The 21,491-nt window shown below is 53.6% G+C and carries 23 protein-coding genes and 1 tRNA gene; 21 read left to right on the forward strand and 3 right to left on the reverse strand.

Features of this window, described 5'->3' with window-relative positions; genetic code table 11:
* Positions 1-76: 76 nt before the first annotated feature.
* Positions 77-433: a hypothetical protein gene (locus BJU60_RS09720; protein WP_070328686.1), complete on the reverse strand. Its 357-nt coding sequence runs from the start codon at positions 431-433 to the stop codon at positions 77-79.
* Positions 434-589: 156 nt separating this feature from the next.
* Between BJU60_RS09720 and hprK the strand changes: the two genes are divergently transcribed.
* The 12 genes from hprK (at position 590) to BJU60_RS09785 (ending at position 10,677) form a co-directional block, all read left to right on the forward strand.
* Complete coding sequence (hprK, locus tag BJU60_RS09725; RefSeq protein ID WP_070328687.1) at positions 590-1,528, forward strand: HPr(Ser) kinase/phosphatase; 939 nt, start codon at positions 590-592, stop codon at positions 1,526-1,528.
* Positions 1,525-2,346: a prolipoprotein diacylglyceryl transferase gene (gene lgt, locus BJU60_RS09730; protein WP_070328688.1), complete on the forward strand. Its 822-nt coding sequence runs from the start codon at positions 1,525-1,527 to the stop codon at positions 2,344-2,346. The genes hprK and lgt overlap by 4 nt, the downstream gene beginning before the upstream one ends.
* Positions 2,346-2,996, forward strand: a complete 651-nt coding sequence (ppaX, locus tag BJU60_RS09735; protein WP_070328689.1) for a pyrophosphatase PpaX — start codon at positions 2,346-2,348, stop codon at positions 2,994-2,996. Before lgt ends, ppaX begins: the two co-directional genes overlap by 1 nt.
* Entirely contained in the window at positions 2,989-3,471 is a 483-nt protein-coding gene (locus tag BJU60_RS09740) for an acyltransferase (RefSeq protein WP_070328690.1), read from the forward strand. Before ppaX ends, BJU60_RS09740 begins: the two co-directional genes overlap by 8 nt.
* A gap of 296 nt (positions 3,472-3,767) precedes the next feature.
* Entirely contained in the window at positions 3,768-5,240 is a 1,473-nt protein-coding gene (locus BJU60_RS09750) for a tetratricopeptide repeat protein (RefSeq protein ID WP_070328692.1), read from the forward strand.
* Positions 5,241-5,308: 68 nt separating this feature from the next.
* Complete coding sequence (gene trxB, locus BJU60_RS09755; RefSeq protein WP_070328693.1) at positions 5,309-6,262, forward strand: thioredoxin-disulfide reductase; 954 nt, start codon at positions 5,309-5,311, stop codon at positions 6,260-6,262.
* Positions 6,263-6,386: 124 nt separating this feature from the next.
* On the forward strand, positions 6,387-7,259 hold the full coding sequence (rapZ, locus tag BJU60_RS09760; RefSeq protein ID WP_070328694.1) for an RNase adapter RapZ: 873 nt from the start codon (positions 6,387-6,389) through the stop codon (positions 7,257-7,259).
* Between the two features lies 1 nt (position 7,260).
* Positions 7,261-8,256 (forward strand): gluconeogenesis factor YvcK family protein, encoded by a 996-nt coding sequence (locus BJU60_RS09765; protein WP_070328695.1) that lies wholly within the window; start codon positions 7,261-7,263, stop codon positions 8,254-8,256.
* A 25-nt stretch (positions 8,257-8,281) separates the two neighbouring features.
* Positions 8,282-9,235 (forward strand): DNA-binding protein WhiA, encoded by a 954-nt coding sequence (gene whiA, locus BJU60_RS09770; protein WP_070328696.1) that lies wholly within the window; start codon positions 8,282-8,284, stop codon positions 9,233-9,235.
* An 86-nt stretch (positions 9,236-9,321) separates the two neighbouring features.
* Positions 9,322-9,558, forward strand: a complete 237-nt coding sequence (locus BJU60_RS09775) for a hypothetical protein (RefSeq protein ID WP_016508644.1) — start codon at positions 9,322-9,324, stop codon at positions 9,556-9,558.
* Positions 9,559-9,651: 93 nt separating this feature from the next.
* The gene (locus tag BJU60_RS09780) at positions 9,652-10,176 is read left to right on the forward strand and encodes a DUF2179 domain-containing protein (RefSeq protein ID WP_236633352.1); all 525 of its coding nucleotides are present in this window, start codon (positions 9,652-9,654) and stop codon (positions 10,174-10,176) included.
* A gap of 60 nt (positions 10,177-10,236) precedes the next feature.
* A complete protein-coding gene (locus BJU60_RS09785) occupies positions 10,237-10,677 on the forward strand; it encodes a hypothetical protein (protein WP_070328698.1) in 441 nt (146 codons plus the stop codon).
* Between the two features lie 38 nt (positions 10,678-10,715).
* Here BJU60_RS09785 and clpP read toward each other — a convergent pair whose 3' ends face one another.
* Entirely contained in the window at positions 10,716-11,330 is a 615-nt protein-coding gene (clpP, locus tag BJU60_RS09790) for an ATP-dependent Clp endopeptidase proteolytic subunit ClpP (RefSeq protein ID WP_269089713.1), read from the reverse strand.
* A 114-nt stretch (positions 11,331-11,444) separates the two neighbouring features.
* Positions 11,445-11,517: transfer RNA gene (locus tag BJU60_RS09795), tRNA-Arg, on the reverse strand.
* A 124-nt stretch (positions 11,518-11,641) separates the two neighbouring features.
* On the opposite strand from BJU60_RS09795, the gene BJU60_RS09800 reads away from it, so the two are divergent.
* From BJU60_RS09800 to galU, 9 genes are all read left to right on the forward strand, one after another.
* Positions 11,642-12,781 carry a Fis family transcriptional regulator gene (locus tag BJU60_RS09800; RefSeq protein ID WP_070328699.1) on the forward strand — a complete coding sequence of 380 codons (1,140 nt, stop codon included), beginning with the start codon at positions 11,642-11,644 and terminating at the stop codon, positions 12,779-12,781.
* A gap of 1 nt (position 12,782) precedes the next feature.
* Complete coding sequence (locus BJU60_RS09805) at positions 12,783-13,040, forward strand: glutaredoxin family protein (RefSeq protein WP_070328700.1); 258 nt, start codon at positions 12,783-12,785, stop codon at positions 13,038-13,040.
* A 112-nt stretch (positions 13,041-13,152) separates the two neighbouring features.
* Positions 13,153-14,178, forward strand: a complete 1,026-nt coding sequence (locus BJU60_RS09810; RefSeq protein WP_070328791.1) for a sugar-binding transcriptional regulator — start codon at positions 13,153-13,155, stop codon at positions 14,176-14,178.
* A gap of 60 nt (positions 14,179-14,238) precedes the next feature.
* Positions 14,239-15,246, forward strand: a complete 1,008-nt coding sequence (gap, locus tag BJU60_RS09815) for a type I glyceraldehyde-3-phosphate dehydrogenase (protein WP_070328701.1) — start codon at positions 14,239-14,241, stop codon at positions 15,244-15,246.
* Positions 15,247-15,344: 98 nt separating this feature from the next.
* Positions 15,345-16,529, forward strand: coding sequence for a phosphoglycerate kinase (locus BJU60_RS09820; protein WP_070328702.1), 1,185 nt, complete (start codon positions 15,345-15,347; stop codon positions 16,527-16,529).
* A gap of 18 nt (positions 16,530-16,547) precedes the next feature.
* On the forward strand, positions 16,548-17,300 hold the full coding sequence (gene tpiA / locus BJU60_RS09825; protein WP_070328703.1) for a triose-phosphate isomerase: 753 nt from the start codon (positions 16,548-16,550) through the stop codon (positions 17,298-17,300).
* The gene (gene gpmI / locus BJU60_RS09830; RefSeq protein ID WP_070328704.1) at positions 17,301-18,839 is read left to right on the forward strand and encodes a 2,3-bisphosphoglycerate-independent phosphoglycerate mutase; all 1,539 of its coding nucleotides are present in this window, start codon (positions 17,301-17,303) and stop codon (positions 18,837-18,839) included.
* A 33-nt stretch (positions 18,840-18,872) separates the two neighbouring features.
* Positions 18,873-20,174: a phosphopyruvate hydratase gene (gene eno / locus BJU60_RS09835; RefSeq protein ID WP_070328705.1), complete on the forward strand. Its 1,302-nt coding sequence runs from the start codon at positions 18,873-18,875 to the stop codon at positions 20,172-20,174.
* Between the two features lie 416 nt (positions 20,175-20,590).
* On the forward strand, positions 20,591-21,472 hold the full coding sequence (gene galU, locus BJU60_RS09840; RefSeq protein WP_070328706.1) for a UTP--glucose-1-phosphate uridylyltransferase GalU: 882 nt from the start codon (positions 20,591-20,593) through the stop codon (positions 21,470-21,472).
* The last annotated feature ends 19 nt before the right edge of the window (positions 21,473-21,491 follow it).

A 21,491-nucleotide genomic window follows, 5' to 3' on the forward strand; every position in this document is an offset into this window, starting at 1 on the left:
GAGCGCCTTCGGGGTTGTTTTTGTAAAGCGTGAATCATAAGAAGCCCGAAGGCGATTGCCTCCGGGCTTTGTCACGTCATAAATTCATTTCGTTCTCGAACTGTTCCCATTCCATCATCGGGGCGTCATACAACGTGAACGAGCCGATGATAAAGAGGATAAACAGAATCGGTCCAGCGATGAGTAGGAAGATCCCGAGGTTCCGCATTTTTTTCGAGCGGTTCCAGTAGAAGATGATGGCGACGATCATCGAAAGTAACGAGCCGGACAAGAAGACACCGACGATGTTCAGGATGAACAACAGGAGCACCGTCTCGTTCTTCGTCGTCGCATATTCGCGCCACATGTCGATGAGCGACTTGATCAGATAGACGAGCGCCGCGATCCCGACGATGAAAATAAAGACGATGGCAATCCAAAAGAGTGCGTCCATTTTGTTTCACCTCCTTATAAACTTCTATACCCGTTCTAAGCAATTGCCACAAATTAGTTTCATTCCTTTTGAATTGACAAGTTTTGGCTCACTTTTCATTAACGCTTCTCATGAGGAGCTATGATACAATAATGAGCGTGAAAGGGGCAGATACTTATGCAAAATATCGTACGCACGGCTCAACTCGTTGAGCGCTTCAAGCTTCAAGTCATTTCCGGGGAAGAAGGGCTTCACCGTCCTGTCGCCACACCGGACCTCAGTCGACCAGGACTCGTCCTCGCCGGCTACTATACGCACTATGCGAAGAATCGTCTCCAAGTGCTCGGCAAGACGGAGCTCACGTTTTACGCGAGCCTGTCTGAAGAAAGCCGGCGCGAGCGTGCCAAAATTCTTTGCACGGAGTCGACACCGGGCATTCTCATCACGCGCGGCTTCGACATCCCAATCGAGATCGAGGAAGAGGCCGAGGCGGCAAACGTTCCGCTCATGCGCACGAACGCGGTGACGACGTCGATCGAGTCACAGATCACGAACTTCCTCGAGATGGAACTCGCACCGATGACGGCGATGCACGGCGTCCTCGTCGACATTTACGGTGTCGGCGTCCTCATCAAAGGACAGAGCGGCGTCGGTAAATCCGAGACCGCGCTCGAGCTCGTCAAGCGGGGCCACCGTCTCGTCGCCGACGACTCGGTCGAGATCCGGCAGACGGGCGACCAGCTGCTCGTCGGGTCGGCACCAAAACTGATCCGCCACTTGCTCGAGATTCGCGGGATCGGCATCATCGACGTGATGACGCTGTTCGGAGCGGGCGCCGTCCGTTCGCACAAAAAGATCAGCTTGATCATCAACCTCGAGAACTGGGACGCCGGCAAAGTGTATGACCGCGTTGGGCTCGACCATAACACGATGAAGATCATCGACAGTGAAGTGCCGCTACTCACGATCCCGGTCCGTCCGGGACGCAACTTGGCCGTCATCGTCGAAGTCGCGGCGATGAACTATCGCCTGCAAAACATGGGCATCAACACGGCGGAAGAGTTCGCCGAACGACTCGCCAACGCGATCCACGATAACGAAGGGGACATGGAATGATGGTGGAGCCGACGTTTGACCGCGTAGCGTTCGAGATCGGGTCGCTCCCGATCTATTGGTACGGCATGATCATCGCCTTCGGAGCGATGCTCGGTCTCGTCCTCGCCTTGTTTGAGGCGAAGCGACTCAATTATGATTCGGAGCGGGTCGTCGACGTCATCATCTGGGCGATCCCGATCAGTATCGTCTTCGCCCGGATTTACTATGTCGTGTTCCAATGGGATTACTACAGCCAAAACCTCGGGCAGATCATCGATATCCGTCAAGGCGGGATCGCGATTCACGGGGCCATCTTCGGCGCCTTGCTCGTCGTCATCATCTACTCGATGCGTAAATCGATGTCGTTTTGGAAAGTGACCGACATCCTCGCGCCATCGCTCTTGCTCGGTCAAGCGATCGGCCGTTGGGGCAACTTCATGAACCAAGAGGCGCACGGGTCTGAGACGACGAGCCGGTTTTTGAAAGAGACGTTGTTGTTACCGGACTGGATCGTCAACCAGATGTATATCGACGGGGCGTACTACTTGCCGACGTTCTTGTTCGAGAGCGTCTGGAACATCCTCGGCGTCATCTTGCTCGTCGTTTGGCGCATGGTCGGCAATCCACCGCGCGGCTATATCTTCTTGTCGTACCTCGTCTGGTACTCGATCGGTCGCTTCTATATCGAGGGACTCCGTACGGACAGCCTCATGGCCGGTGATCTACGGACGGCACAGCTCGTCTCGATCGCGATGATCGTGTTCGGGATCGTGATGATGGTGTTGCGCCGGAAAGCGAAGCGGTACGATGACCCTTCTGAGAAAGGACTGTTTGATTGATGGATACGATTTTATTTGATTTAGATGGTACGTTGCTCGATACGAACCCGCTCATCCTTGCGAGTTTTCGTCATACGCTCGGGTATTACTTCCCGAACGAGACGTATCGGGACGAAGATATTTTCCCGTTCATCGGACCGACGCTCGAGAAGTCGTTCAAAGCGCTCAATGAACCGGAATGGAAAGAGATGCAGGCGTTCTATCGCAGCTTCAACATCGCCATGCACGACGCGCTCGTCGCCGAATATCCTGGCGTGATCGAAGGACTGCATCGTCTGCACACCAAAGGCTATAAGATGGGCATCGTCACATCGAAAGGCCGGCCGGTCGTCGAACACGGACTTCGCCTGTTCAACATCGACCACTTGTTTGGTGTCGTCGTCACGGCTGACGACGTCGAAAACGAGAAACCGCACGCCGAGCCGGTCGAGCAGGCGCTGCGCGCGCTCGGTTCGACACCGGAGCGGGCCGTCATGGTCGGGGACAACGACACGGACATCTTCAGCGGCAAAAACGCCGGCACGAAGACGGTCGCCGTCGGTTGGGCCTTGAAGGGCCGGGCGTTCTTAGAGACGCTCGAGCCTGACGTCATCATCGAGTCGATGGAGCACTTCGAGACGTGGCTCGACGAGGTCACGGTCAATGCGTAAGACGGAACGGTATCATCTGGACGGGCCCAACCCGCTCTGGCAGATGTATCGGACGATCCGCTTCTTGCGCGTCTTCAAAAATACGACGGTCGTCCTCGTCGGGCGTTACTTCCCGTCCGTCAAGGCGAAGCGTTGGCTGTACCGGAACTTCCTCGGGATGAAGATCGGGGAGTATAGCGCCCTCGCCCTCATGGTGACGCCTGACGTCATGTTCCCGGAGCGGATCACGATCGGACGCAACACGGTCATCGGCTTCAACACGACGATCCTCTGTCACGAATACCTCGTCGACGAGTATCGGATCGGTGACGTTCGGATCGGTGACGACGTCTTGATCGGGGCGAACGTGACGATCTTGCCGGGCATCACGATCGGTGACAAGGCGGTCGTCGGAGCCGGTGCCGTCGTGCATCGAGACGTTTTGCCTGGTGAACGCGTCGTCGGCGCCAAATTGCAAACCGTAGACACGAAATAGACACAATTTAGCGCGAAATCATTTCAAGCTGTTCGATTGGTCTTCGTGTGAAAAATACTTGAGCGGTATCACTTTATTTGAAGGTGATGCCGTTTTTTTGTGTCGTGTCGCGAGGTGAGCCGTCATGTATATTTTTGTCGAAAAACAATTGTCAGACCTAGTAAAATATATTCATTATAGAAGGAATATAGTCCCGATTTTTTTAAACTTTTTCGGTTGCCCTCATGGATTGAGTGCGGTATTCTTAATCCTGCAACTAAAAAAAGATACTAGAGACGATGTGGAGGATTTAGAATATGGAAGCGAACTATGAAGCACTAATGACGCTACCCGAACCAGAATCTCCGCTTGCTGCGGAGCTCCACTACTATAGAGGTCGTCGAGCGTTACGAGAAGGTCGCCTAGATGAAGCGACTTTTTTCATGGCTGAAGCAACTGCTGCGGCAGTCCATCGCGTCGATTACCACAAACAGTACGCTGAACTGTTATTCGAAGTAGGGGAGGTCTACCACGCCAACGATGTGTGGAAACGGGTATTAGAACTCGACCAAACGGCGACAGAGGCACTTTATCACCTCGCGAGCAACTGCGCCTATATCTCACAGTACGAAGAAGCGGCCACGTATGCGAGCCGCTATCTTGAACAGGAAGCGCACGGTCGTTACGCGGAATCGGTCCAATCCCTTCTCGAACTGATCGAGCTTGAACAAGAGCTCGAAGACGAAGAAGAGGACGAGTTGATCACGTGGCACACCGAGGCGCAGCAACACATCGACAAAGGTCGGCTCTTCGCCGCCAAGTCGACGCTCGAGCGCTTGATCGATCAATATCCGACGTTTTGGCCGGCGTTCAACAATTTGGCCATCGTCCACTTTTACCTCGGCAACGACGAATCGGCGTTCGAGACGCTCGAGTACGTCCTCGACCAAAATCCGGGCAACTTGCATGCGATCTTGAACACGATTCTTCTATTACATGAGGCCGGACAGTCGGAAGCGGCGCTGCAACTGTCGGTCCCGCTCACACGCGTCCGTCCGATCCAATTTGAATTGCGCTACAAGCTCGCTACGACGCTAGCTCTCGTCGGCCAGTACGACCATGCCTACGAAGAACTGCGTCTATTGAAAGAACGCGGCTTCCGTGGCGACTCACTGTTCGGGCATTGGCTCAGCGTATCCGCCTACAAGACAGGACGTTCTGAAGAAGCGGCTACCTATTTGAACAGTGACGAGTTGAAACAGTTTGAAGAGAAAAATCCGTTCGATATCCGCGACAACCTCGAGTTCCGCTCGGCGCTCGTCCAAGGTCTGCGCCAAGAGGAAGACACGGCCCGCATCGAGATCATTCGGATCATCTCCAAGCTCGCCGATGACGAAGCGTTCGAGGCGCTCGCCTTGACGAACGGATTGACCGATAACGAGACGGTGATCTCGTTCGCCGAAAAGTGTCGCGCTGAAATTTGCGGTTCTTCGTTCACGGGCGACGCCCGGATCGAACGAGGATACGCCGCCCTCGTCCTCGCCGAAACGGAAGTGACGGAAGCAGAACAGATGAGCCTCGACGGCGATTTCTATGAGCGCTTCTCGCGACTGCTGCTAGCGGGAGAAACGTTCGAAGACGTCACGGCATCGGCCGCGGCGCTCGTCTGGATGTTTTACGCGAAACGCGAATCACTCCTGCTCGAGGAATGCGCCGATACGTTCGGCGTCTCGGTCGACACGCTCACCGGGACGATCCGGACGTTCAAGCGGACACTCGAGCAAGCATAAAGATAGACGATACCTCCCTAGGTTTCTTATACTGAAGTCAATCAATTTCATGCAGAGGTGGAATCACTATGACAGAAGAAAAAATCTATGACGTCATTATCATCGGGGCCGGCCCAGCCGGAATGACGGCGGCACTTTACGCGTCGCGTGCCAATTTGTCGACACTTATGATCGAACGAGGCATCCCAGGTGGACAGATGGCGAACACGGAAGATATCGAAAACTATCCAGGTTACGACAGCATTCTCGGTCCTGACCTATCTCAAAAAATGTTTGACCACTCGAAAGCGTTCGGTGCGGAATACGCGTATGGCGATGTCCAAAGCATCTCGGACGAAACCGAATATAAAGTCGTCCACGCCCATAACCGTGACTACAAGGCACGCGCCATCATCCTTGCTTCAGGGGCGCAGTATAAAAAAATCGGCGTACCGGGCGAAGAAGAGCTCGGCGGTCGCGGTGTATCCTACTGTGCAGTCTGTGACGGTGCGTTCTTCAAAGGGAAAAACTTGTTCGTCATCGGCGGCGGCGACTCTGCTGTCGAAGAAGGCGTGTTCTTGACGCGCTTCGCGGACAAAGTGACGATCGTCCACCGTCGCGATGAGCTACGGGCGCAGAAGATCCTGCAAAAACGTGCGTTCGATAACCCGAAAGTCGACTTCATCTGGAACCATACGTTGAAAGAGATCGTAGAAGCAGACGGGAAAGTCGGCGGGGCCCGTCTCGTCAGCACGATCGACGGCACGGAGTCGGAGCATGAGATCGATGGCGTATTCATCTACATCGGGATGAACCCGATCACTGGATTCGTCAAAGACCTCGGCATCTTGAACGAGCAAGGCTATATCGTCACGAACGAAGCGATGGAGACGACGATCCCTGGGATTTTCGCCGCCGGAGACGTTCGCGACAAGACGCTCCGTCAAGTCGTCACAGCGACGAATGACGGGTCGATCGCCGCTCAAAACGCGCAACATTTCATCGAGGGTCTCCTCGAGAAATTACAAGAACAAAACGCGTGACCAAGGCAGAAGGGATTGCGGGCAACCGCAATCCCTTCTCTTTTTTTCGGGCGTTCGTTATACTGAGGATAAAAGAGAGCCGAACACACGGCTCGGTTGTCAAATTTAAGGGGGCGTCAGCGACATGGAAGACTTTAAAGGATTAGAAGAATTGATCATCATCAGCGGGATGAGCGGGGCCGGTAAATCGGTCGCGATGAATAGCTTTGAGGACCTCGGCTATTTTTGCGTCGATAACTTGCCGCCGGTACTGTTGCCGCAGCTGATCGATGTCATCAGTTCGGTCCGTCCGAAGATCGCGGTCGCGATCGACACGCGCACGCCGGACTTCATCGATAGCTTGTTCATCGTCATCGATGATCTCGAACAAAAGAACGTGCACCCGCATCTGCTCTATCTCGACACACGGGACGACGTGCTCGTCCGTCGTTATAAAGAGACGCGCCGGTCGCATCCGCTCGCCCCGGAAGACGCACCGCTCGTCGGCATCAAGATGGAGCGCTCGCTGCTCGAAGGGTTCCGTGACCGGGCCCACACGCTCTACGATACGAGCGACTTGAAGCCGCAAATGCTCAAAGACCGGATCTTGCTCCAGTTCAACGAGGAACGGATCCCGTTCACCGTCAACTTCATGTCGTTCGGCTTTAAGCACGGCGTGCCGCTCGACATCGACTTGTTGTTCGACGTCCGCTTCATCACGAACCCGTTCTACATCCCGGAGCTAAGGCCGCTCACCGGGCAGACGGAAGCAGTCCAGACCTACGTCATGTCGCATCCTGAGGCGCGGGCGTTCTATAAAAAAGTGATCGACATGCTCGAGTTCCTGTTGCCGCAATATAAGCGGGAAGGGAAAGCGCAAGTCGTCGTCGCTTTCGGTTGCACGGGCGGGAAACACCGCTCGATCACGTTCGCTGAAAAAGTATCGGCCCATTTCGCCGAGCGCTACAACGTCAAGACCGTCCATCGCGACCTCGTCCACGCGACGAAGGAGAAGTGAGATGAGACGCGAGAGAAAAGTTGTCGCCATCGGTGGCGGGACGGGGCTATCGACGCTCGTCCGTGGTCTCAAGCATTATCCGCTCGCGATCACGGCGATTGTCACGGTCGGGGATGACGGCGGCAGCTCGGGACGGCTCCGCGACGAGTTCCATATGCTCCCGCCCGGGGATATCCGTAACGTCATCTTGGCGTTGTCTGAAGTCGAGCCGCTCATGGACCGCATCTTACAGTATCGGTTCGACAGCGGCTACGGGCTCGAAGGTCATTCACTCGGCAACTTGATGTTGACGGCGGCGACACATATTTGTGAAGGGTCGTTCGTCAAAGCGATCAACGTGCTGTCGCAGCTGTTGAACGCCCAAGGGAAGGTCTTGCCGGTCACGGAGACGCTCATGACGCTCGCCGCTGAATTTGAGGACGGGACGATCGTCAAAGGCGAATCAAAGATCCCGCTCGTCGGAAAAGCGATCAAGCGCCTATTCTTGCTAGAAGAAGGCATCAAAGCAGCACCGGGTGTCGTCGAAGCGATTGAACAGGCGGACGTGATCGTCCTTGGTCCGGGAAGCCTGTATACGAGCATCATTCCGAACTTGTTGATCCCGGAAGTGCGCGACGCCATCGTCCGGGCCGGCGTCCCGATCGTCTATATTTGTAACGTCATGACGCAACCGGGTGAGACGCAAGGCTACGACGCGATGCGGCATTTGAAGTCGGTCGAGGCGTACCTCGGGAAGTCGACGGTCGATACGATCGTCGTCAACAACGAACCGATTGAAGATATTTATTTAGAGCGCTACCTCGAAGACGGATCGGAAGAAGTCCGGTTCGATCGGAAGAAGCTCCGCAACTATGGCACGAACGTGCTCGCCGGGGACATCGTCGACTATAACCGTGACTATATCCGTCACGATTCGGATGCGATTGCCGGGCTCGTCATGCAACGCGTGCTGCGGATCAAGAAACCACGCTCGTACCAGGAGCTTGAACTGAAATAGCAGGAATGGAAAGGAGGGGACCGAGATGAGCTTTGCCTCAGAAGTGAAAAAAGAACTGACGCAACTCGACGTCAACGATGCCGAGGCGAAAGCAGAATTGTCCGCGCTCGTCCGCATGAACGGTGTCATCTCGCTCGCTTTAGGACGGGGGATGACGCTTGACGTCTCGACCGAGAACGCCGCGATCGCGCGCCGCATCTACTCCCTCATGAAACGTCTGTACGACCATCACTTGGATCTGTTCGTCCGGAAGAAAATGCGGTTGAAGAAGAACAACGTCTACATCGTCCGTGTCTCGCAACGCGCCGAGACGATGCTCCGTGACCTAGAGATCCTCGGGGAGAACTATGAGATGATCCGGACACTCAACTCGGATATGACGCGCAACCAGAACCTGGCCCGCGCTTACTTGCGTGGTGCGTTCCTCGCCGGGGGATCGATCAACCATCCGAAGACGTCGTCGTATCATCTAGAGGTGTACAGTCTGTATGAGAACCATAACCAGGCGCTCCGTGACCTCGCCAACCGCTTCGGCTTGAACGCGAAGACGCTCGAGCGGAAAAAAGGGCATATCCTCTACATCAAAGAGAGCGAGAAGATCTCCGACTTCCTTAAACTGATCGGGGCGACGCGCGGCATGCTCGATTTTGAGGACGCCCGCATCATCAAAGACATGCGCAACTCGGTCAACCGGCTCGTCAACTGTGAGACGGCGAACTTGAACAAGACGGTCGGGGCGGCGCTCCGGCAAGTCGAGAATATCAAGTATCTCGAACGGACGGTCGGGCTTGAAGTTTTACCGGTCAAGCTCCGCGAGATCGCCGAGCTTCGGGTCACCCATCAAGACGTGTCGCTCCAAGAACTCGGGGAGATGCTCGAGACGGGACCGATCTCGAAGTCGGGCATCAACCACCGGCTTCGCAAAATCGACCAGATTGCGGAGAAAGTTCGCAGCGGCGAAGAAATCGGGTCATCCTGACACCGGTTGCGCCAAAAGCATTCTTCCTATATAATTAGCAATTGTGTATAGGAATTTGAAATGTAAACTAAAGGAGCTTCAACATTATGTCGAATGCAAAGAAAAGACTCTCGCTCACGATTGACGCTGAGCTAGACCGGGTCATCACGGACCGGGCCAAAGAAATCGGGATTCCGAAAAGTGCGCTCGTGACATTCGCGACAAGCCTCTTCCTCAACCAGTTGCGTGCTGAAGAGATGTTGTCGGGTGATACGAACGCGATTTACCAAGTTATCCGTAAAGACTATGAACTGCTCACGAGCGTTGATAATTTAAGCAAATGAGAAAAGGGCTGACCGCGGTCAGCCTTTTTTGGTTGCATCCGTCACAGAAATTTGGAATAGTGGAGTTACTGAATTGGAATGGAGGTCGATCCTATGGGACAAGCGAGCCAACTCTTGCTCATTTTATTATTACAATTACTATTTGTACCGGTGCTCACGCTTCGGACGATCATGCTCGTCAAAGGGAAAACGGTGATTGCGGCCATGTTCGGGACGCTCGAGACGCTCATCTACATCTTCGCGCTCGGTATCGTCTTTCAAGATTTGACGACGCTCGGGATGATCGTGTATGCGGTCGGGTTCGGGCTCGGTATTCTTCTCGGCGGTTTCGTCGAGCGGAAACTTGCGATCGGCTACAACATGATCCAAGTCCACACGCAAGAGTTTCCGGCTGAGCTCATTCAAAAGATGCGCGACAGCGGATACGGTGTGACGCACTATCAAGGCCAAGGCCGTGATGGAACGCGTTATCGTCTTGATGTCTTGGCGGCTCGGACGCGGATGAAAGAATTGCGCCGACTGGTCGAGGAGTATGAACCGAAGGCGTTCCTCGTCGCGTTCGACCCGGTCGATTTCAAAGGTGGATATATGTTGAAAGGGCTACGACGCCCGAAATGAACGGAAGACTCACGAAAGTGGGTCCTTTTTTGTGGAGTGGGGAATAGACAGGGAAAGGAGATGAGTGCGTTGAAGCGAAAAGGGCGATGGGTGTTAGTGATCGGGTTACTGGTAGTCGGGGGAGGATTGCTCGCGATGTCCCTTTGGAAAGCAGAATCGTCGCTGCGCCCGCCACTGCCGACGGTCCGGGTCGGTTCGGTGACCGCCGAAGTGAGACAGTCGACGTTTTGTTGGTCCGATCAGGGACAAGGGGTATGTGAAGACCACGGGTTACCGGTAGCGGACGACCTGCAGCTCGTCCCGGTCAAACCAGGTGCTGAAATCGACGTGACGTTCCACGCCGAGCCGTCGAACTTTTCATTCAATCAGATTGTCGACGGGGAACTCGTCCCGTCCGAGCAAGTCGTTCCCGATGAACCGGGCGTCTATTTGTTCGAGACGGGCGGGGACTGGGCACAAGGCGACAGCCGTTACGTGTTCGGCGTCAAGGTCGAAGAGTAAATAAAAAACCCATTCTCCGCTGAGAATGGGTTTTCGTGTTAACGTGTCATGACTTTATCGATGAGACCGTAGTTGCTCGCCTCTTCAGCTGACATGAAGTAGTCGCGCTCTGTGTCGCGCTCGATGACTTCAAGCGGCTGTCCTGTGTTGTCGGACATGATTTGGTTCAACTTCTCACGCATCTTGATGATCCGTTCAGCGTGGATTTTAATGTCCGACGCTTGACCTTGTGTTCCGCCGAGCGGTTGGTGGATCATGATCTCCGCGTTTGGAAGCGCGAAGCGTTTACCTTTTTCACCGGCTTGGAGCAAGAAGGCACCCATCGATGCGGCCATTCCGATACAGATTGTCGATACGTTCGGCTTGATGAAGTTCATCGTGTCGTAGATCGCCATTCCGGAAGTGATCGAGCCACCCGGGCTGTTGATGTAGAGTGAGATGTCCTTATCTGGGTCCTCAGCTGCAAGGAAAAGAAGCTGGGCGACGATCGAGTTGGCGACGTTGTCGTCGATCGCGCTTCCGAGAAGGATGATCCGGTCTTTAAGCAAGCGTGAGTAAATGTCGTACGCGCGTTCCCCGCGACCTGTTTGTTCGATAACTGTTGGAATTAACATTGAATTTGCCTCCTTGTATGTATCGTGTAAACCTATCATAACCGCTATAGTCAATGTTGGTCAAACGATAGTCTTTGTTTCTCACATATTCCACCGTTCGGCCAATTATAAACGACAAAAGAGGCCAGGCATCTGCCTGACCTCTTGATTTGATACACCCGGAGAGATTTGAACTCCCGACACCTGGCACCGGAAACCAGTGCTCTATCCCCTGAGCTACGGGTGCATGTTCTCTGACACGATTTATTATACAATTGTTTTTTTGAAAAAGCAATCCTGTTGTTATGTCTTTTTTTGCAAGCGCGTTCGGCGACCATTCGTTACAATTAGAAGTGAGAGGGGTGTGACCGATGCAACGGCAAGAACAGCAACAACTGCAGAAGCTTCAGCTGACACAAGACATGGTCCGGCGTCTGCCGGTTCTTGAGGCGGACCGGGTCGCGCTCGAGTGGCAGCTCGCCCGGTTGGCTAAACGAAACGCGCACGTCACAACGGGCGGTACGGTCGAATGGATTGCGGACGCGGCGGGCGGTTTTGAAGCACGGCTATTTGAACAGATTGACGAAGGAAGCGGGACCGGGGCCCAAAAGCAGCTTCAAAAACAACTCGTCATGGCGCTCGACCATCGCGGGCTACTGCCGGAGACCGATGCCGTCCTCGCGAAGCGATTCGGTGTCGAGATGACGGACGTCGATTTGGCCCGGCGCGCACTGTTATTTTTAGAGCCGACCGGGATCGGTGCGATTTCAGAACATGACTGTCAATACCGTCACGCGATCGAGCATGACGATCCACACGTGCTCGACGTGTTCGAGGCGCTTGACGCAAAGGTCGAGCATGTAGCGGACAGGCTCGGGATGACGACCGACGAATACGAGCGAATCAGCCGAATCGTCGCCACGCTCCCGAGGACACCAATATTATATGAAGAAACCGAGCATATTCTGCCCGAACTCGAGGTCGTCGTTCAAGACGGGGAACTCATCACGACGTGGTTCAGCCCGGTGATCGCCTTAGACGTCGGTTCGGACCGGGAGGCGAAGTGGTGGCAAGAGACGCTCGCGATGCGCGCAGAGACGCTCCGCTCTGTGTGGGCCGTTATCGAGCGACGCCAGGCGGACTGGCTCCGCGGCCAACTCGTCCTGCATCCGCTCACACGAAAAGAAGTCGCCATCGAGATCGGCAAGCATGAGTCGACGGTCGGCCGCGCGATTCAAGGCAAGTACGCCAAGACCGCGGGCGGCGTGATGGAGTGGCGTCACTTCTTCGTCCGCGCCACATACCACGGCCAAGCCCCGTTCATGATTAAACGGGCGCTCGCCGAGCTGATCCAACAAGAGACGGCGCCTTTGAGCGACCAGGCGCTCACCGATGAGCTGGCCCGGATCGGCTACACGGTGACGCGGCGGACGGTCGCGAATTATCGTGAGGCGCTAGGTTTTGGCAATTCGCGGGAGCGGGAAAGACAGTTATGGAAAGGGGAGACATGACATGGTACTGACGTTATATCGCCGGGAGAACTGCTCGCTTTGTGAGGAGGCGCTCGTCATGCTCGAATGGCTACAGGAAGATTATCCGTTCGAGCTCGAGCAAATCGACATCACGGGCGACGCGTTGCTTGAAGAAAAATATTTATTTGAGATTCCCGTCGTTGTACATGAAGGAACCCTTATCAGTCAAGGGCGATACGATGATGAGAAAGTTGAAGAATTTGTTAAGTATACGCTTACATCGAAAAAAAACGTTTGAAGGGGTTGCCAGACGGTAAGGTGATTGGTAAGATGAACTCGTAGCGGTGGGACGTAAAAATAAAAGTGGGACAATTTTTGTCCACACTTTAAGTCGAGGGGGAATGAGCATGATCCAGCAACTGATTCAAGTTCAGAAGCAAATCGTCCCTGACCTGCTCGACACGCTCCGACATCGTTATGACATCTTACATTATGTCCGGCTCATGCAGCCAATCGGCCGCCGGACGTTGGCCACAAGCCTCGGGCTGACGGAACGAATCTTAAGACGAGAAGTCGACTTTTTGAAAGACCAAGGTCTTCTCACAGTCGCGACCCAAGGGATCTCACTTACAGAATCGGGCCGAAACGTTCTCAGAGACTTGCACGAGGTCATGGGAGAAATCCTAGGGATTTCACAAATCGCACGAGTTCTCGAGCAAAAACTAGGCGTTCGCCAAGTCGTCATCGTACCGGGAGATTCGGACGAGACGTTCTGGGTCCAGCGAGATATCGGTCGGGCCGCCGTCACGCAGCTAAAAGCGCGACTGGCACCTGACGACAATATCATCGCGGTCACAGGCGGGACGACGATGGCATCGGTTGCGGCAATGATGTCGCCCGATAAAAAAGAACGACCGATGCATTTCGTGCCGGCACGCGGCGGGCTCGGCGAAACGCTCGAGTTACAGGCGAACACCGTCTGTTCTCGGATGGCGGACCGGGCCCACGCCGACTATCATTTACTCCACATTCCGGATGAGGTTTCACAAAAGACGTTTGAACGGATGGTGGAGGAACCAAGCATAAAAAATGTGCTGGAAATGATTAGAGCGGCTCGAATAGTGGTACATGGAATTGGTGAGGCCGAAACGATGGCAAAACGTCGTCACGCCACACCGGAGCATTTGCGGATGATCGAACGGCACGAAGCCGTCGCCGAAGCGTTCGGATATTATTTCAACGCAGAAGGCGAAATCGTTCATCGGGTCAAGACGGTCGGCATCCAATTAGAGGAGCTCGACGACATGGACACCGTCATCGCCGTCGCCGGAGGAAAGTCAAAGGCACAAGCGATTGCCGCATATGCGAAACATAGGCCGAACATCATCCTCGTCACAGACGAAGGTGCGGCCACAGAATTATTAAATCGTTATTAAAGAGTTGACCCCCGTTGGCTCTTCTAATAAATAGCTTCTACCCTAAGGAGGAAATTAACTATGGCAGTAAAAGTTGGTATTAACGGATTTGGACGTATTGGTCGCTTGGCATTCCGCGAGATCATCAAGAACGAAGGAGTCGAGGTTGTTGCAATCAACGACTTGACTGACACGAAGATGCTTGCTCACCTTCTCAAATATGACACGACACAAGGTCGTTTCGACGGAGAAGTTGAAGTACACGACGGTCATTTCCTCGTAAACGGCGAGAAAGTCGTTACACTTGCTAACCGCAACCCAGAAGAACTTCCATGGGGCGAGCTCGGTGTTGACATCGTCCTCGAATGTACTGGATTCTTCACAGACAAAGAAAAAGCGGAGCTTCATTTGAAAGCTGGCGCGAAAAAAGTTGTGATCTCGGCTCCGGCTACAGGTGACATGAAGACAGTTGTTTACAACACGAACCACGAAATCCTTGACGGTTCTGAGACAGTAATCTCTGGTGCTTCTTGTACAACAAACTGCTTGGCGCCAATGGCGAAAGTTCTCCAAGATCAGTTCGGAATCATCGAAGGTCTCATGACAACAATCCACGCTTACACTGGCGACCAAAACACACTCGACGCTCCACACCCTAAAGGTGACTTCCGTCGTGCACGTGCGGCAGCAGCGAACATCGTACCGAACACAACTGGTGCGGCTAAAGCGATCGGCCTTGTTATCCCAGAACTTCAAGGTAAACTTGACGGCGCAGCACAACGTGTACCAGTCGCAACTGGTTCATTGACTGAGCTCGTAACAGTCCTTGACAAAAAAGTTTCTGTTGACGAAATCAACGCAGCAATGAAAAAAGCAGCGAACGAGTCATTCGGTTACACTGAAGACGAAATCGTATCTTCTGACGTCGTCGGAATCACTTACGGTTCACTCTTCGATGCGACACAAACGAAAGTCATGACAGTCGGCGACAAGCAACTCGTTAAAACAGTTGCATGGTACGACAACGAAATGTCATACACTGCACAATTGGTTCGCACACTCAAGCACTTTGCTGAAATCGCGAAGTAAGTTCGTGAACTAAATAGAACCAAATAGGAGCGGAAACAAGAGATTGTTCTCCGCTCTATTTATGAAATTTAAACGCACGACATATGGAGGCGAAGTTTATGAACAAAAAGTCTATTCGTGACATCGATGTAAAAGGGAAGCGCGTCTTTTGCCGCGTTGACTTCAACGTTCCAACTAAAGATGGCGTCATTCAAGACGAGACGCGGATCCAAGCAGCTATTCCGACGATCAAGCATTTGATCGACGGCGGCGCGAAAGTCATTTTGGCGAGCCACCTCGGCCGTCCAGGCGGCGAGAAGAACGAAAAATACTCGCTCGCACCGGTTGCAAAACGTCTAGGTGAGCTTCTCGGCAAAGACGTACCGCTCGCTGAAGAAGCGTACGGTCCAGTTGCAGAAGAAGCCGTTTCAAAACTTGGTGAAGGTGACGTCGTCGTTCTCGAAAACGTCCGTTTCTACCCTGGTGAAACGAAAAATGATCCAGAACTCGCTAAAGGCTTTGCGGCGCTCGCTGACGTCTTCGTCAACGACGCGTTCGGTGCGGCTCACCGTGCCCATGCCTCGACGGAAGGGATCGCGCAAAACGTCGACACGGCGGTTGCTGGTTTATTGATGGAGAAAGAACTTGAAGTGCTCGGCAAAGCGCTCTCGAACCCGGATCGCCCGTTCACGGCTATCATCGGCGGTTCGAAAGTTGCTGACAAGATCGGGGTTATCGACCACCTTCTCGACATCGTTGACACGCTCATCATCGGTGGCGGACTCTCGTACACGTTCTCGAAAGCACTCGGGAACGAAGTCGGAACGTCACTTCTTGAAGAAGACAAGCTCGACCTCGCTCGTGAGTTCATGAAAAAAGCAGAAGACAAAGGCGTGAAGTTCTTGTTGCCAGTCGACGCTGTGATTGCGAAAGAATTCGGCGAAGAAACATACGTCGGACCAGTCGATATCGACTCGATCCCTGCGGATCACATGGGTCTCGACATCGGACCGAAGACGGTCGAAATTTACGCGGAAGCGATTCGCGAATCGAAACTTGTCGTTTGGAACGGACCGATGGGCGTATTCGAACTCGATAAATACGCTAACGGAACGAAAGGTGTCGCTCAAGCACTCGCAGACAGCGACGCGTATTCAATCATCGGTGGTGGCGACTCAGCCGCGGCAGCAGCCAAGTTCGGCCTTGCTGACAAGATGAGTCACATCTCAACTGGTGGCGGCGCTTCACTCGAATTCATGGAAGGCAAGAAACTTCCAGGCGTCGAAGCGTTGAACGACAAGTAAAACTGAGGAGGATTATCGATGCGTAAACCGATTATTGCAGGTAACTGGAAAATGAATAAAACACTCTCGGAAGCGGTCGCTTTCGTAGAGGAAGTTAAAAACAATATCCCGTCAACGGACAAAGTTGACGCGGCGATTGGTGCACCAGCAGTATTCTTAGCCCCAATGGTAGAAGCGGCTAAAGGATCGAACTTAAAGCTTAGTGCGCAAAACATGTACGACAAAGACAGCGGGGCATACACAGGTGAAACGAGCCCGGCGATGATCGCCAACCTCGGCGTCACTTACGTCATCCTTGGACACTCGGAGCGCCGTGAGTACTTCGGCGAGTCAGATGCGTTCATCAACAGCAAAACGAAAAAAGCGTTCGAACACGGTCTTACGCCAATCGTTTGTGTCGGTGAAACACTTGACGAGCGCGAAGGCGGCAAGTTCGAAGAAGTCATCAAGACGCAAGTCGAAGGTGGCCTCGCCGATCTTTCAGCTGACCAAGTCAAACAACTCGTCATCGCGTACGAGCCAGTTTGGGCAATCGGTACTGGCAAATCAGCGGACGAAGCAGACGCGCAAAGCTCATGCAAATACGTTCGCGACGTTGTAAAAGGCCTTTACGGTGAAGACGTGGCGGCTGCGGTTCGCATCCAATACGGCGGTTCAGTCAAACCTGAGAACATCAAGGAGTATATGGCTCAAGAAGACATCGACGGCGCACTCGTCGGCGGTGCTTCACTCGAAGCTGCTTCGTTCCTCAAGTTGTTGGAGGCGATTTAAATGGCAAGACCTGTCGCCCTTATCATCTTAGATGGTTTCGGTATGCGGAACGAAACGTTCGGTAACGCGGTCGCTGCGGCGAACAAACCGAACTTCGACCGTTACTGGGAGACGTATCCACACACGCTGTTAAACGCGCAAGGTGAGTACGTCGGTCTCCCGGAAGGTCAGATGGGCAACTCGGAAGTCGGTCACTTGAACATCGGTGCCGGCCGGGTCGTCTATCAGTCACTTTCACGCGTCAACAACGCCATCAAAGACCGGTCGCTCTTCGACCGTCAAGCGATGAACCATTTGGCGGGACATGTGAAGAAGTATGATTCAAGCCTCCACATCATGGGGCTCGTCTCAGACGGTGGGATCCATTCCCACATCCAGCACATGTTTGCCATCGTCGAGTTCGCGAAACTCCACGGCATTGAAAAAGTATTCATTCACGCTTTCACGGACGGCCGTGACTGTGATCCGAAATCAGGTGCAAGCTTCCTCGAACAGACGGAAGCGAAGCTCGCTGAACTCGGTGTCGGTCAAGTCGCTAGTGTGTCTGGACGTTACTATGCCATGGACCGCGACAACCGTTGGGAACGCGTCGTAAAAGTTTACGACGTCCTCGTCAACGCGAAAGGCGAAGTCGGAACGAATGCGGTCGACGTGCTCAACAAGTCGTACGCAGACGGTTTGACAGATGAGTTCGTCTTGCCGACGGTCATCGAGAAAGACGGTCAACCGGTCGCGACGATCAAAGACAACGACGCGATCATGTTCTTCAACTTCCGTCCGGACCGGGCGATCGAACTCGCGAAAGTGTTCAAAGAGAAGACAGGCTTCAAAGGGTTCGAGCTCTCGAGCGCGCATCCGGAGAACGTCTTGCTCGTCTCGATGACGAAATTCTCGGATGAGATCGATACGGATATCGTCTTCCCGCCGGAAGATTTGAAAAACACGCTCGGCGAAACGCTCGCCGCGCAAGGGTACAAACAGCTCCGCGCCGCGGAAACTGAGAAATACCCGCACGTCACGTTCTTCTTGAACGGACAACAAGAAACACCGTTCGAAGGTGAAGATCGCTTCCTCGTCCCGTCGCCGAAAGTAGCGACGTACGACTTGAAACCGGAAATGAGCGCATACGAGCTCACAGAAGGTCTTCTCGAGCGCATCGAATCAGACACGTACGACGCGTATATCATCAACTACGCGAACCCGGACATGGTCGGCCATTCCGGTATGCTTGAACCGACGAAAAAAGCGGTCGAAGTCGTCGACGAATGCCTCGGTAAAGTAGTGGACGCACTACTCGCCAAAGGCGGCGCGGCGATCATCACGGCGGACCACGGGAACGCTGACCTTGTCACGAACCCGGACGGCTCACCGATGACGGCCCATACGACAGAACCTGTACCGTGTATCGTCACGAAGCCAGGCGTTGAACTGAAACCAGTTATGAAAGGTTCGCTTTGCGACCTCGCGCCGACGCTCTTACACCTCCTCGGAGGAGAGCAACCGGCTGAAATGACCGGTACGTCAATCGTTAAGAAGTAAACTACATTTTCCAAACAAAAAGGAGCGATTTTTATGTCAATGATCACAGAAATTTACGCACGCGAAATTTTGGATTCACGCGGTAACCCAACAATCGAAGTAGAAGTATTCACAGAAGACGGCGGCTTCGGTCGTGCCCTCGTCCCATCAGGCGCATCAACTGGTGAGCACGAAGCAGTAGAGCTTCGCGATGGCGACAAGTCACGTTACCTTGGTAAAGGCGTACTCAAAGCCGTTGCTAACGTAAACGACACAATCGCACCTGAACTCATCGGCTACGATGTCTTCGACCAAAACGCACTCGATGCGAAAATGATCGAGCTCGACGGTACGAAAAACAAAGGTAAACTCGGCGCAAACGCGATCCTCGGTGTCTCAATGGCAGCAGCACACGCAGCAGCAGACGAGCTCGGCCTTCCACTTTACACGTACCTCGGTGGATTCAACGCGAAGACGCTTCCAACTCCAATGATGAACATCATCAACGGTGGTTCGCACGCTGACAACAACGTTGACTTCCAAGAGTTCATGATTATGCCTGTAGGCGCGCCAACGTTCCGTGAAGCGCTCCGCATGGGTGCAGAAGTATTCCACGCCCTCAAATCAGTTCTTTCTGGTATGGGTCTTAACACAGCTGTCGGTGACGAAGGTGGTTTCGCACCAAACCTTAAGTCGAACGAAGAAGCGATCACAGTTATCCTTGAAGCGATCGAAAAAGCTGGTTACAAAGCTGGCGAAGACATCTACCTCGCAATGGACGTTGCATCGTCTGAGTTCTACGACAAGTCGACTGGCAAGTACGAACTCGCTGGCGAAGGCAAGTCAATGACAACTGCTGAGCTCGTAGACTTCTACGCTGAGCTCGTTGACAAGTACCCAATCATCTCAATCGAAGACGGTTGCGACGAAAACGACTGGGACGGCTTCAAATTGCTCACTGACAAAATCGGTCACAAAGTTCAGCTCGTTGGGGATGACCTCTTCGTAACGAACACTGAGAAACTTGCTGAAGGTATCGAAAAAGGCATCTCGAACTCGATCCTCATCAAAGTTAACCAAATCGGTACGCTCACAGAAACATTCGACGCGATCGAAATGGCTAAAAAAGCTGGCTACACAGCAGTTATCTCGCACCGTTCTGGTGAAACAGAAGATGCGACAATCGCTGATATCGCAGTTGCGACAAACGCTGGTCAAATCAAAACTGGTTCACTCTCGCGTACAGACCGTATCGCGAAGTACAACCAACTTCTCCGCATCGAAGACATGCTCGGCGATGTAGCGAAATACGACGGCATCAAGTCGTTCTACAACCTCAAAAACCTCAAAAAATAATTGATTGATTGTTTCAGGTCCGCCTTATGGCGGGCCTGTTTTTTGTTGTCGACACTTCATCAGACGGTGGGACGCTTTCCTGGGGTGATGCGGATGCCTCCGCAGCGCCTTCGCGCTTTACGGGGTCATCCTTGCATCACTCTCCCCAAGGAGTCGCCCACAGTCTGATGCCGTTGACGTCAACTCGGACCGGTTATTTAAGCGTTGGATGCGAGTGACAACGAGACGAATTTATGTTCCAAGTGACACCGTCCGAGCGGCACTGCTAGATTGCCTGCAGACAACAGCGGTGGCGGCTTTACACACGTATGGACGATTGGAAATGGTCGTGACGCATGTCACGGCCGTTTTGAGCGTGCGTGAAAGTCGAATTTTTGGGTATAATCATCTACATAATGAAAAAAGGAGATACGTTCATGAAACGTGTACGCAAAGCCATCATCCCAGCCGCTGGTCTCGGCACGCGCTTCTTGCCGGCGACGAAGGCGATGCCAAAAGAGATGCTCCCGATCGTCAACAAGCCGACGATCCAGTTCATCGTCGAGGAGGCGGTCGCCTCAGGGATCGAGGACATCATCATCGTGACCGGGAAGAACAAACGTGCCATCGAGGACCATTTTGACCGGGCCATCGAGCTCGAACAAAACCTCGAGTCGAAAGGGAAGACGGAGCTGCTCGAGTCGGTCCGCCACTCGTCAAACCTCGCCAACATCCACTACATACGCCAACAGGAGCCGAAAGGACTCGGCCACGCGATTTGGTGTGCCCGCAAGTTCATCGGCGACGAACCGTTCGCCGTTCTGCTCGGAGATGATATCATCGAGGCAGAAGTGCCGGCGACACGCCAGCTCATCGAGCAGTACGAGATACATGAACGCTCGATCATCGGGGTCCAACGTGTCCCGTATGAAATGACGAATCGATATGGTATAATTGACCCGCTTGCCGTCGAAGGGAAGCTGATCCCGGTGCGGACGTTCGTTGAGAAACCGCCCGCCGGAGAAGCACCCTCGAACCTCGCCATCCTCGGCCGCTACATTTTGACGCCTGACGTCTTTGAGGCGTTATCGGCCCAAGAAATCGGTACCGGGGGCGAGATTCAATTGACGGACGCCATCGCGCGCTTGAACGAGGCGCAGACGGTGTTCGCCTACGAATTTGACGGACGTCGCTTTGACGTCGGGGAACCGATCGGCTTTATCGAGGCGACGATTGCCTATGCGTTATGCGACCCAGATTTAAAAACCAACGTCCATAAGCTCTTGAAACGGTTCGTGGACGAACTCGAACAACAGTAAGGTGTGTTATTTTTGAAAA

It is taken from the genome of Exiguobacterium aurantiacum (assembly GCF_001766415.1).
Taxonomy (GTDB): Bacteria; Bacillota; Bacilli; order Exiguobacteriales; family Exiguobacteriaceae; genus Exiguobacterium; species Exiguobacterium aurantiacum_A.

Excerpts from the sequence above, each read along its gene's own strand:
- BJU60_RS09720 (WP_070328686.1), bottom strand. The coding sequence starts at position 433 with ATGGACGCACTCTTTTGGATTGCCATCGTCTTTATTTTCATCGTCGGG.
- hprK (WP_070328687.1), top strand. The coding sequence starts at position 590 with ATGCAAAATATCGTACGCACGGCTCAACTCGTTGAGCGCTTCAAGCTT.
- lgt (WP_070328688.1), top strand. The coding sequence starts at position 1,525 with ATGATGGTGGAGCCGACGTTTGACCGCGTAGCGTTCGAGATCGGGTCG.
- ppaX (WP_070328689.1), top strand. The coding sequence starts at position 2,346 with ATGGATACGATTTTATTTGATTTAGATGGTACGTTGCTCGATACGAAC.
- BJU60_RS09740 (WP_070328690.1), top strand. The coding sequence starts at position 2,989 with ATGCGTAAGACGGAACGGTATCATCTGGACGGGCCCAACCCGCTCTGG.
- BJU60_RS09750 (WP_070328692.1), top strand. The coding sequence starts at position 3,768 with ATGGAAGCGAACTATGAAGCACTAATGACGCTACCCGAACCAGAATCT.
- trxB (WP_070328693.1), top strand. The coding sequence starts at position 5,309 with ATGACAGAAGAAAAAATCTATGACGTCATTATCATCGGGGCCGGCCCA.
- rapZ (WP_070328694.1), top strand. The coding sequence starts at position 6,387 with ATGGAAGACTTTAAAGGATTAGAAGAATTGATCATCATCAGCGGGATG.
- BJU60_RS09765 (WP_070328695.1), top strand. The coding sequence starts at position 7,261 with ATGAGACGCGAGAGAAAAGTTGTCGCCATCGGTGGCGGGACGGGGCTA.
- whiA (WP_070328696.1), top strand. The coding sequence starts at position 8,282 with ATGAGCTTTGCCTCAGAAGTGAAAAAAGAACTGACGCAACTCGACGTC.
- BJU60_RS09775 (WP_016508644.1), top strand. The coding sequence starts at position 9,322 with ATGTCGAATGCAAAGAAAAGACTCTCGCTCACGATTGACGCTGAGCTA.
- BJU60_RS09780 (WP_236633352.1), top strand. The coding sequence starts at position 9,652 with ATGGGACAAGCGAGCCAACTCTTGCTCATTTTATTATTACAATTACTA.
- BJU60_RS09785 (WP_070328698.1), top strand. The coding sequence starts at position 10,237 with ATGAGTGCGTTGAAGCGAAAAGGGCGATGGGTGTTAGTGATCGGGTTA.
- clpP (WP_269089713.1), bottom strand. The coding sequence starts at position 11,330 with ATGATAGGTTTACACGATACATACAAGGAGGCAAATTCAATGTTAATT.
- BJU60_RS09800 (WP_070328699.1), top strand. The coding sequence starts at position 11,642 with ATGCAACGGCAAGAACAGCAACAACTGCAGAAGCTTCAGCTGACACAA.
- BJU60_RS09805 (WP_070328700.1), top strand. The coding sequence starts at position 12,783 with ATGGTACTGACGTTATATCGCCGGGAGAACTGCTCGCTTTGTGAGGAG.
- gap (WP_070328701.1), top strand. The coding sequence starts at position 14,239 with ATGGCAGTAAAAGTTGGTATTAACGGATTTGGACGTATTGGTCGCTTG.
- BJU60_RS09820 (WP_070328702.1), top strand. The coding sequence starts at position 15,345 with ATGAACAAAAAGTCTATTCGTGACATCGATGTAAAAGGGAAGCGCGTC.
- tpiA (WP_070328703.1), top strand. The coding sequence starts at position 16,548 with ATGCGTAAACCGATTATTGCAGGTAACTGGAAAATGAATAAAACACTC.
- gpmI (WP_070328704.1), top strand. The coding sequence starts at position 17,301 with ATGGCAAGACCTGTCGCCCTTATCATCTTAGATGGTTTCGGTATGCGG.
- eno (WP_070328705.1), top strand. The coding sequence starts at position 18,873 with ATGTCAATGATCACAGAAATTTACGCACGCGAAATTTTGGATTCACGC.
- galU (WP_070328706.1), top strand. The coding sequence starts at position 20,591 with ATGAAACGTGTACGCAAAGCCATCATCCCAGCCGCTGGTCTCGGCACG.